Annotated in this window: 10 protein-coding genes and 1 pseudogene; 9 read left to right on the top strand and 2 right to left on the bottom strand. The window is 64.5% G+C overall.

All coding sequences use genetic code 11. The features are described from left to right. Nucleotides 1-25: 25 nt before the first annotated feature. The 7 genes from AC0L2D_RS24255 to AC0L2D_RS24285 all read left to right on the top strand — a co-directional run bounded on the left by AC0L2D_RS24255 (nt 26) and on the right by AC0L2D_RS24285 (nt 7818). Complete coding sequence (locus tag AC0L2D_RS24255) at nt 26-1192, top strand: M20 aminoacylase family protein (protein WP_473542736.1); 1167 nt, start codon at nt 26-28, stop codon at nt 1190-1192. A 394-nt stretch (nt 1193-1586) separates the two neighbouring features. Continuing rightward, on the top strand, nt 1587-1760 hold the full coding sequence (locus AC0L2D_RS24260) for a hypothetical protein (RefSeq protein WP_013532459.1): 174 nt from the start codon (nt 1587-1589) through the stop codon (nt 1758-1760). A 97-nt stretch (nt 1761-1857) separates the two neighbouring features. Next, nucleotides 1858-3951, top strand: coding sequence for an ATP-dependent helicase (locus tag AC0L2D_RS24265; RefSeq protein WP_063171816.1), 2094 nt, complete (start codon nt 1858-1860; stop codon nt 3949-3951). 8 nt (nt 3952-3959) lie between these two features. After that, nucleotides 3960-4739: a 4-hydroxy-tetrahydrodipicolinate reductase gene (dapB, locus tag AC0L2D_RS24270; protein WP_473542739.1), complete on the top strand. Its 780-nt coding sequence runs from the start codon at nt 3960-3962 to the stop codon at nt 4737-4739. 176 nt (nt 4740-4915) lie between these two features. After that, nucleotides 4916-5929, top strand: coding sequence for an ABC transporter substrate-binding protein (locus tag AC0L2D_RS24275; protein ID WP_027163344.1), 1014 nt, complete (start codon nt 4916-4918; stop codon nt 5927-5929). Nucleotides 5930-6071: 142 nt separating this feature from the next. After that, entirely contained in the window at nt 6072-6926 is an 855-nt protein-coding gene (locus AC0L2D_RS24280) for an ABC transporter ATP-binding protein (RefSeq protein ID WP_013532455.1), read from the top strand. A gap of 13 nt (nt 6927-6939) precedes the next feature. Further along, entirely contained in the window at nt 6940-7818 is an 879-nt protein-coding gene (locus AC0L2D_RS24285) for an ABC transporter permease (RefSeq protein WP_473542741.1), read from the top strand. Nucleotides 7819-7846: 28 nt separating this feature from the next. On the opposite strand, the gene AC0L2D_RS24290 is transcribed toward AC0L2D_RS24285, so the two are convergent. Then, nucleotides 7847-9199 carry a sensor histidine kinase gene (locus AC0L2D_RS24290; RefSeq protein ID WP_063171818.1) on the bottom strand — a complete coding sequence of 451 codons (1353 nt, stop codon included), beginning with the start codon at nt 9197-9199 and terminating at the stop codon, nt 7847-7849. Between the two features lie 13 nt (nt 9200-9212). After that, the gene (locus AC0L2D_RS24295; RefSeq protein WP_473542743.1) at nt 9213-9890 is read right to left on the bottom strand and encodes a response regulator; all 678 of its coding nucleotides are present in this window, start codon (nt 9888-9890) and stop codon (nt 9213-9215) included. Between the two features lie 464 nt (nt 9891-10354). Between AC0L2D_RS24295 and AC0L2D_RS24300 the strand changes: the two genes are divergently transcribed. Further along, nucleotides 10355-10558, top strand: coding sequence for a DUF680 domain-containing protein (locus AC0L2D_RS24300; protein ID WP_013532451.1), 204 nt, complete (start codon nt 10355-10357; stop codon nt 10556-10558). Between the two features lie 47 nt (nt 10559-10605). Next, nucleotides 10606-10670: pseudogene (locus AC0L2D_RS24305) on the top strand (DUF680 domain-containing protein); the annotation flags it as partial.

Consider the following 10670-nt stretch of genomic DNA (forward strand, 5'->3'; position numbering starts at 1 on the left):
GGGCAGAAGCAGAAGGGGCAGAAGAATGTCTGAACTCGATCGCGACGCGCTGAAGCAGGAGATGATTTTCTGGCGGCGCGATCTGCATGCGCATCCCGAATTCGGTTTCGAGGAGAAGCGTACCGCAGCCTTCGTCGCCGCCAAACTGCGCGAATTTGGGTTGGACGATGTCACCGAAGGCGTCGGCGGCACCGGTGTCGTCGGCACGCTGAAGCGCGGCAGCGGCAACCGGGCGATTGCGCTGAGGGCCGACATGGATGCGCTGCGCATATCAGAACAATCGGACGCATCTTACCGGTCCGGCAATCCCGGCATCATGCATGCCTGCGGCCATGACGGCCACACCACCATGCTGCTCGGCGCGGCAAAGCTGCTGGCCGGTGAGGGCGGTTTCGACGGCACCGTGCGCTTCGTCTTCCAGCCGGCCGAGGAATGGGGCAGGGGCGCGCTCGCCATGCTCGACGATGGGCTGATGCAGCGCTTTCCCTTCGACGAGATATTTGGCCTGCACAATATGCCCGGCCTGCCGATCGGGCATTTCGAGACCCGTGCCGGACCCATAATGTCGGCCGAGGACAACTTCGAGATCGTGCTCAAGGGGCTCGGCGGCCATGCCGCGCGGCCGCATGCGGGCAACGAGACGCTGGTCGCGGCCTGCGCGCTGGTCACCAATCTGCAGACCATCGTCTCGCGCCGACTGAGTCCGGCCGACATATCCGTGGTTTCGGTGACCGAGCTGATCACCGACGGCACCCGCAACGCTCTGCCCGGTCTTGCCCGCATCCTCGGCGATGCGCGCAGCTTCCGTCCCGAGGTCAGCGCCGAGATCGAGCGGCAGATGCGCATTCTCGCCGAGGGCATCGCTGCCGCCTATAATGTCACCGCCGAGGTCAAGTACAGCAGGGAGTTTGTGCCGCTGCGCAACGATGCCGAACTGGTCGATGCCGCATTCGCCGCCGCCAGAGGCGTCTTCGAACCCGGCAACATCGCCGTCGCCCGCGAGCCGATGACCGCCTCCGAGGATTTCGCCCGCTTCCTCGACCATGTGCCGGGCTGCTTCGCCTTCCTCGGCAATGGCGAGGGCTCGGCGCCGCTGCACAATTCCAGCTACGACTTCGACGATGAGGGGCTGTTGTTCGGCACGAATTTCCATGTCGCGCTGGTCAGGCAAAGGCTCGCGGCCGGGAGATGATCGCGGCGTCACTATTGTCAAACATGCGTATCGCGAGCCGGATATGGGTAGAGTCGCGGGCAGATACGCTGTTAACAAAAACAATGTTCCGATGACGCGGGGGAAAGACTCAGCTAGCCTTACCTGTGCGGCGGACCTAATTATCCGCTTGGCCGGCGCTTCACTCCTCCCAAGCGGCGCCGGCCTTCTTCTCCAAAAGTTCGTCCGGGACGCCACAGCGGGTTGCGGCAGCACGCGAACCTCGCAAAGGCCAAGTTCCGCCTCCGGTTGCCTCGAGAATGCATCGGGAGCGCTGGCGAAACCGCCCTCCATCTTCGACTGCGCGCGTGGACGATTGGCAAGGGAACCAAAGGCGGTTTCCCCGGTTGGTTCTGCTCCAAAGGAGTGTTGCACCATGTTCCGTCTGCTCGTCGCCGGCGCCTTCGCCTATGTCACTTATCGCATCGCCAGGAAGATGGTCGAAAACGTGCCCGATACGGTCGACCCGCTGCTGTTGCCGCCGTCGCAACCTGATCGCGAGACCTTGCGACGGCAGTCGGCCGACATGGGTGTCGATCCGCAACGCTAGCCGCGATCCCTTCTCTTCAGACCGGCCCCAGTCCTGCATGGGTTAGGTGTGCCCGCATCGATGTTGCGAACAAAGCAGAAACGATGCTTGATGGGCGATGAACCTCGCCACCGCTGATTCGACCTTTCGGGAACCGACCGTCCAGCCTGCCTATCTCGCGCGGCTGAACGATGCCCAGCGCCAGGCCGTCGAGCACGGCGCCGGTCAGATTGCCGGCCCGTTGCTGGTCATTGCCGGCGCCGGATCTGGCAAGACCAACACGCTGGCGCATCGCGTCGCTCATCTGATCGTCAAGGGCGCCGACCCGCGCCGCATCCTGCTGATGACGTTTTCGCGCCGCGCCGCATCCGAAATGGCCAGGCGCGTCGAGCGTATTGCCGGCGAGGTGCTCGGCCGCGATGCAGCCGTCATCACCGATGCGCTGACCTGGGCCGGCACCTTTCACGGCATCGGCGCGCGGCTGTTGCGCGACTATGCGCTGGAGATCGGCCTCGACCCGGCCTTCACCATCCATGATCGCGAGGATTCCGCCGACCTGATGAACCTGGTCCGCCACGAGCTCGGCTTCTCGAAGACGGAAGCGCGCTTCCCCACCAAGGGCACTTGCCTTGCCATCTATTCGCGCGCCGTCAACGCGCAGGCGCCGCTCAACGAGGTGTTGGGTTCCGCCTTTCCCTGGTGCGCCGGCTGGGCGGAGCAGCTGAAAGAATTGTTCGCCGGTTATGTCGAGGCCAAGCAGGCGCAAAACGTGCTCGATTACGACGATTTGCTGCTCTACTGGGCGCAGATGGCGGCGGAGCCCGAGATAGCAGCGCATCTGGGCGGGCGTTTCGACCATGTGCTGGTCGACGAATACCAGGACACAAATCGCCTGCAGGCTTCGATCCTCATGGCGCTGAAACCCGACGGCGCCGGGCTGACGGTGGTGGGCGACGATGCGCAATCGATCTATTCGTTCCGCGCCGCCGAGGTTCGCAACATCCTCGACTTCCCCAATCAGTTCGCGCAAGCCGCCGACGTGGTGATGCTGGAGCGCAATTACCGCTCGACCGAGACCATCCTTGCTGCCGCCAACGCGGTGATCGGCGAAGCCTCGGAGCGCTTCACCAAAAACCTGTGGTCGGAGCGCAAATCCAGCGACAGGCCAAAACTGGTGACCGTGCGCGACGAAGTCGAGCAGGCCAATTTCGTCTGCGACACCATCCTGGCCGAGCGCGAGGCGGGCACAGCGCTGAAATCCCAGGCGGTGCTGTTTCGCGCCTCGCATCACAGCGGGCCGCTGGAGATCGAACTGACGCGGCGCAACATTCCCTTCGTCAAATTCGGAGGCCTGAAGTTTCTCGATGCCGCCCATGTCAAGGATGTGCTGGCGGTGCTGCGCTTTGCCGAAAATCCGCGCGACCGTGTCGCCGGTTTTCGCGTATTGCAACTCTTGCCTGGCATCGGCCCTTCGGCCGCCGCGCAGATCGTCGAGACCATGACGACGGCGCTGGACGAGGCCATGGGGCTGGCCGGCTGGCGTCCGCCGCAACGCGCTGCCGATGACTGGCCTGGCTTCGTCTCGCTCTATTCCGGCCTGCGCGCCGGCGCCAGATGGCCGGCCGACCTCGAACAGATCAGGCTGTGGTACGAGCCGCATCTGGAACGCATCCACGAGGACGCGACGACGCGCCGGGCCGACCTGTTGCAACTTGAGCAGATCGGCTCGGGCTATGCCTCGCGCGAGCGCTTCCTGACCGAACTGACGCTCGATCCGCCGGACGCCACCAGCGACCAGGCTGGGCCGCCGCATCGCGACGAGGATTATCTGATCCTGTCGACCATCCACTCGGCCAAGGGCCAGGAGTGGAAAAATGTCTTCGTGCTCAACACCGTCGATGGCTGCATCCCGGCCGATCTCGGCGTCGGCACCAAGGAGGACATCGAGGAGGAGCGCCGGCTGCTCTACGTGGCAATGACGCGGGCCAAGGACAATCTCAACCTGGTCATGCCGCAGCGTTTCTTTCCACATGGCCAGGCGGCGCGCGGCGACCGCCATCTCTATGCCTCGCGCACCCGTTTCATCCCGGCTTCGATCCTTGCCGCATTCCAGCAGGTGTCGTGGCCGAGCGCACAGGCAGCACAGGGCAGGGCGGCCCGGCCGGAGGTGCGCGTCGACATCGGCGCACGCATGCGCGGCATGTGGAAATAGCCGAGGCCATGCCGCAGCCGCCGATCAGGATCGCCATCGCCGGCGCGCTCGGCCGCATGGGCCGCCAGATGACGGACGCCGTGCGGGTCGATCCACGGCTGGCGCTCGCTGCGCGGTTCCATCGGCCCGGCGCTGTCGGCGATGGGCTGGTCAGCCGCGAGGAGGCGCTTGCCACGGCCGATGTGGTCATCGACTTCACGACGCCGGCGGCCTCGGCTGACCTGGCAAGGTTTTGCGCCGCCCGCGGCGGGCCGGCCCTGGTCATCGGATCGACCGGTTTCGATGCGACTGAATTCGCCGACATCGCCGAGGCCGCGAAGACCATCGCCATCGTGCGCTCCGGCAGCTTTTCGCTGGGGCTGAACATGCTGGTCGGATTGGTCGAACAGGCGGCGACAGCGCTCGATCCCGAAGACTGGGACGCCGAGGTCTTCGAGGCGCATCACCGACACAAGATCGACGCGCCGTCAGGTACCGCTTTGATGCTTGGCCAGGCCGTGGCCGGCGGCCGCAAGGTCGAGCTCGACGCGGTGGCGCGGCATGTTCGCGATGGCGTTGCCGGCGCGCGGCTTGCCGGCGAGATCGGCTTCGCGGTGGTGCGTGGCGGCAGCATCATCGGCGAACACAGCGTGAGCTTCTGTGTCGACGGCGAGCTTGTGACCTTGTCGCATGCGGCCGGCGACCGCGTCATGTTCGCCCGCGGCGCCATTGCCGCCGCGCTCTGGCTCGAGGGACGCCCGCCCGGCGAATACGACATGCGCGACGTTCTCGGTTTCGGCGCTCCGTGACCGGCAGCCACAACGGATTCCATTTCAACGGCCGTTAAAACGACTGAAAGCCAGCTGAAAGCTTGGGCGTGCCATGAAGTCATTGCGGCGTTCGCCGTGTGACCGGTGCGGGAGCGGCCGGTAAGGAGGAATGCGGCGCAGCCGGGATGGCGCGCCGCCCAAGTGGAGGAAGTTTCGTGACCGGTTTCATCTCGAAGTGCGCCCTGCGCACAGCGGCGCTAACCCTTGCTATTGCAGCCACAAGCGCCACGGTGGCTTCGGCTGCCGACAAAATCACCATCATCGTCGGCGGCATGGAAAAGCAGATCTATCTGCCTGCCGTGCTCACCCAGCAGCTCGGCTACTTCAAGGACCAGGGGCTCGATGTCGAACTGCTCAACTCGCGCGCCGGGGTCGAGGCCGAAAATGAACTGCTGGCCGGTGCCGTCCAAGGCGTTGTCGGCTTCTACGATCACACCGTCGACCTGCAGTCGAAGGGCAAATACATCCAGTCGATCGTCCAGTTCAGCCAAGCGCCTGGTGAGGTCGAGCTGGTCTCCGCCAAGCACCCGGAGATCAAGTCGCCCGCCGATTTCAAGGGCGCCACGCTCGGCGTCACCGGTCTCGGCTCCTCGACCGATTTCCTGACCCAGTATCTTGCCGTGCGCAGCGGCCTGAAGCCCGGCGACTACACGCTGCTGCCGGTCGGCGCCGGCAACACCTTCATCGCCGCCGTCAAGCAGGACCAGATCCAGGCCGGCATGACCACCGAGCCGACCATCGCCAAACTGCTCAAGACCGGCGAGGCAAGCATCCTGGTCGACATGCGCACGCCCGAAAAGACCAAGGAAGCGCTGGGCGGCGACTATCCGGCGGCGTCCTTCTATGTCCAGTCCTCTTGGCTGGAAGGCCACAAGGATGAGGCACAGAAGCTCGCCAATGCCTTCGTCAAGACGATGAAATTCATCGCCACGCATTCGGCCGAAGAGATCGCCGACAAGATGCCGAAGGATTATTATGCCGGCAACCGGGACCTTTACGTGCAGGGGCTGGCCGGCGGCAAGGCGATGTTCACGCCGGATGGCCGCATGCCGGCCGATGGTCCGCCGACCGTGCTCAAGGTTCTCTCGACATTCTCGAAGAGCCTGCAAGGCAAGCAGATCGACCTGTCGAAGACCTACACGACCGAATTCGTCGACGCCGCCAAATAGCGGCGCCAGCCTACCACTCGTTGAATAACAAGGACTTGCGCCGGCTGCTTGAATCAAGAAGGCAGCGGCGCGGCCTCCCGAACACCTGGAGATCCGTGGCACTGCCGCGGGCTCCCTTGCCCCATTGCGACAGGAGTGCGCCATGCAAGTGCAACCCATGGCGGCCGAGAAGCTGTCTCAGGCCGCGCCACAAGCCGACGCCGCGATCGCCATCGATGATGTGACCTTGCGTTTCGTCACGCCCGACGGGCACATGATGACGGCGATCCGCGATTTCACGATGACCGTGGCGCGCGGCGAGTTCGCCTGCGTCGTCGGGCCGACCGGCTGCGGCAAGTCGACGACGCTCAACCTGGTCACCGGCCTGTTGCGGCCGACGACCGGCAATGTCCGCGTCATGGGCACGCCGGTCACCGATATCAGCCGGGACATCGGCTTTGTCTTCCAGGCGGATGCGCTGTTTCCCTGGCGCAGTGTCATCGACAATGTCGCCGCCGGTCCACTTTATCGCGGCACGCCAAAGGCGCAGGCCTACGACCGCGCCCGCGACTGGATCGCCCGCGTCGGCCTCGGCCGCTTCGAGAAGCACTATCCGCACCAGCTTTCGGGCGGCATGCGCAAGCGCGTCGCGCTGGCGCAGACCTTCATCAACCAGCCCAAGATCCTTTTGATGGACGAGCCGTTCAGCGCGCTCGACATGCAGACGCGCACCGCCATGCAGGACGAATTGCTGGATCTGTGGTCGGAGCAGAAATCCTCGGTTGTCTTCGTCACCCACGACCTAGAGGAGGCGGTGGCGCTGGCCGACAAGGTCTATGTGCTCACCGCTGGGCCGGGCACGGTCAAGAGCGTCTACCGCATCGACCTGCCGCGCCCGCGCGTCATGGCCGACATCCGCTACGACCCGAACTTCGTCGAGATCGCCAAGGTGATCTGGAACGATCTGCGCGAGGAAGTGCAGCTCGGCCAGAGCCGGACCTTGCAGACCGGACATTGAAAGGAGAAACAGCATGACCGCAATCTCTCCGACCGCCAACCAGGCCGCCGTCCGCGATGCTTCCATCGCCGTTGCCGAAGCCCGGGCGAGGGCAAGGCTGCGCCGCCGCGACGCGCTTGTCATCTCCTTGCGCCTGGCGATCCTGGTCGTCTTCCTTGGCCTGTGGGAACTCGGCGCCGACTACAACATCATCGACCCGTTCTTCTTCGCCAGCCCTTCTGGCATCTGGCAGCAGATCTGGTCGTGGATCACCGAAGGCACCTCGCAAGGCCCACTCTGGCTGCAGATCTACGTGACGCTGGAGGAAACCTTCCTCGGCTTTGTCATCGGTGCCCTTGGCGGCATCGCCGCCGGCATCATCCTCGGCCGCAATCGGCTGTTGGCGGATGTCTTTTCGATCTACATCAAGATCGCCAATTCGGTGCCGCGCGTCGTGCTCGGCTCGGTGTTCATCATCGCGCTCGGCCTCGGCATGGCGTCCAAAGTGGCGCTTGCCGTGGTGATGGTGTTCTTCGTTGTTTTCGCCAACGCCTTCCAGGGTGTGCGCGAGGCCGACAGGGCAATGATCGCCAATGCCCAGATCCTTGGCGCCTCGCCGTTCCAGATCACCCGCACCGTCATCATTCCTTCGGCGATGAGCTGGATCCTCGCCAGCCTGCATGTCAGCTTCGGCTTCGCGCTGGTCGGCGCGGTGGTCGGCGAGTTCCTCGGCGCCAAGCAAGGCATGGGCCTGCTGATCTCGACCGCGCAGGGCGCCTTCAACGCCAATGGCGTGTTCGCCGCGATGATCATCCTGGCTGTCATGGCGCTGGTGGTGGAGTTCATCATCACCCGCTTCGAGAACTATGTCGTGAAGTGGCGGCCGGCGCCGTTCAACGAGCAGGGAACGTGATCGGTCAGACCAGGGGCAGCCTGACCGGTCAGGCCAGCGGCAGCCTGACCTCAACCAACAGACCGCCGGCCGCGCCATCCCCAAGGGTGACGCGGCCGCCGGCATTTTCGACGACCTCGCGTACAATGGCGAGCCCCAGCCCGCTGCCTTCCTCGGTCGAACCGGCAATACGGTAGAAGCGCTCGAAGACATGGTCTCGCTCGTCCGCCGGAATGCCAGGCCCGTCGTCGGCGACCGTCAGCACGGCTTCGCCGTCGATGGCCGCCAGCTTCACCGTGACACTGCCCTCAGCCCGGGAGTAGCGCAGCGCGTTGTCGACGAGGTTGACGATCATCTCGCGCAGCATGGTGCCGTCGCCGATGACCGGAACGGGGCCAGCCTCCTCGAGGCCGAGATCTATTTTGCGATCGATGGCCGTTGGCGCCAGGGTTTCCAGCACGTGCCGGGCGGCTTCCGCCAGGTCAATGCGGTCGGCGCGCGGCCGCCGGCTGCCTGGCTCGGCGCGTGACAGGGTCAAGAGCTGTTCGGCCAGCCGCGCCAGTTTGCCGGAACTCGCCTGCAGCGCCACCAGCGCCTCCTGGCGGGCATCGGCGGCACTTTCGCGAAGCGCATAGCTTGCCTGTGTCGACAGCAGCGCCAGGGGCGTGCGCAGCTGGTGCGCCGCATTGGCGATGAAGCGGCGTTGCGCCGCCATCTGCGCCCGCACGCGCTCCATGTAGGCGTTGAGGGCGTCGATCAGCGGGCGGATCTCGCTTTGCGCACCGGGCACTTCGACGGGGTCAAGGTCGCTGCGGTTTGGCGAGCGTACCGCATCGCGCAGCCGGATCAACGGCGCCAGGCCGCGACGCAAGCCGAGCAGCACGAACACGCCGGCAATCGCCACCAGCGCCAGTTGCTGGGCAAAGGCGCTGAACCAAAGCTGTTTGACCATGGCGTCATGGCCGGCAAGGGTGACGCCCACGGTGACTGATATTGGCGAGTCGTTGCCGGCGCCGATCACCGCATGGCCAAGGGTCAGGAGCCGCAGCTGGTGATCGCGGTAGGGGGCCTCGACACTGGCATGCTGCGGCGCTTCGGGCAGGTCGGGATATCCGGTCAGCAGCCGCCCGCCGGCTGTCTCGACGCGATAGTAGACGCTGTCGCGGTCGCCGGTGTCGAACATCTCGATCGCCGCCGGGGGCACCGTGGCATCGAGCACGCCGTCGACCATGGCGACCTGCTCGGCAATCGCCCGCGCCGATCCGACGAGCATCCGGTCGGTGACCAGGTCCGCGGTCGCCAGTGCGTTGCGCTGGCTGGTCCACAGGTTGATGGTCGCGAGCCCGGCAAGCGGCAGCACCACCCATGCCAGCAATTGCAGGCGGAGGCTGTTGATCCTCATGGCGCCAGGATCGTCACGGCGCCAAATCGTCTTGGCGCAAGAGGTAGCCGAGGCCACGCAGTGTGGCGATCTGGACCCGCGACCCTTCGAGCTTCTTGCGCACGCGGTGCACGTAGATCTCGATGGCGCTGGGATCGGCGTCGGTCTCGAAATCGTAGATCGCGGCCGACAATGCCGCCTTGCTCACCGTGCGTCCGGCCTTGACCATCAATTGCTCAAGCACGGCATGCTCGCGCGGTGTCAGCGCCATCGCCTCGCCGGCAAGCGAAAACAGCCGCGTGTTGGTGTCGAAGACGAGATCACCGCAGGCAACGACCGGCGCGGTGCGGTCATTGGCACGGCGCAATTGCGCGCGGATTCGTGCTTCGAGCTCTTCGATCTGGAAGGGCTTGGCCAGATAGTCGTCGGCGCCCTCATTGAGGCCCTTGACCCGGCCGTCGAGACTGGCGTTTGCGGTCAGCACGATCACCGGCACCCGGTTGCCGCGCGTCCGCAACATTCGCAGCACCTCCAGCCCGCTCATGCGCGGCAGCGCAAGGTCGAGGATGACAAGCGCGTGGTCACCGGCGGCGAGCGCGTGTTCGACATCCTCGCCATCATGGACGATGTCGACGACATAGTTCGCCTGACGCAGGGTCTTGCCCAGCCAATCCGCCAGCTCGCGATTGTCTTCTACAAGCAGCAACCGCATTTCTATCGCTGTCCTGGGGTGCAGGTCACCCGGATTTCCGCCACTTCTTCAACTGGCGCCGCCAAGTCGCGCCCGATTGATGATCGTGCACAAGCGATAATCTCGATCCAACCGCAAGGCAAATGTAGGAGATCCAGAAGTTCAGATGGTGCGCAATCGCTTCAAACCGAACCGTTCAGTTCGATTTCTGTTGACGCACTGTGTAGCAGATGGTGAACGCCGGCCTGGCGAGCGGTCGCGCCTGGTGATGGGCGTTATCGATTAACTGTCTGATTTCAAACAGTTAAATTATGACCGCCGAGGCCCTGTGTCAAATTTCAAGGCCTGGATTCGAGCCGCGGGGGAACATCTTCGTGATTGGAATCCGCGGCAGGGCGAGCCCATCTCGGGGTGGTCCGAGCGACGCGAAATTCCTCCCAAGGGCACGCCACTAGACGGACATGACAAATACTGGAGTAATTAAAATGACCAAGATCGCTCTTACCGCCGCCGCCATCCTCGTTGCCACGGGCACTGCTTTTGCCGGCAGCGACAATTATGGCTCGGCCAACGCCAATCAGCCTGCCGTCGCTGTCGACCATTCGATCACCGCTTCGGTCTCCAAGTCGACGCAGACCGTCCAGGCTCCCGCTTCGCAGGGCGCTGACCGCAACCTCTTCGGCCGCTAATCGCGACTGCCGATATCGACCCAAACTTGAACTCAGGAGTAATTAAAATGACCAAGATCGCTCTTACCGCCGCCGCCATCCTCGTTGCCACGGGCACTGCTTTTGCCGGCAG

The organism is Mesorhizobium sp. WSM4833, from assembly GCF_055811095.1.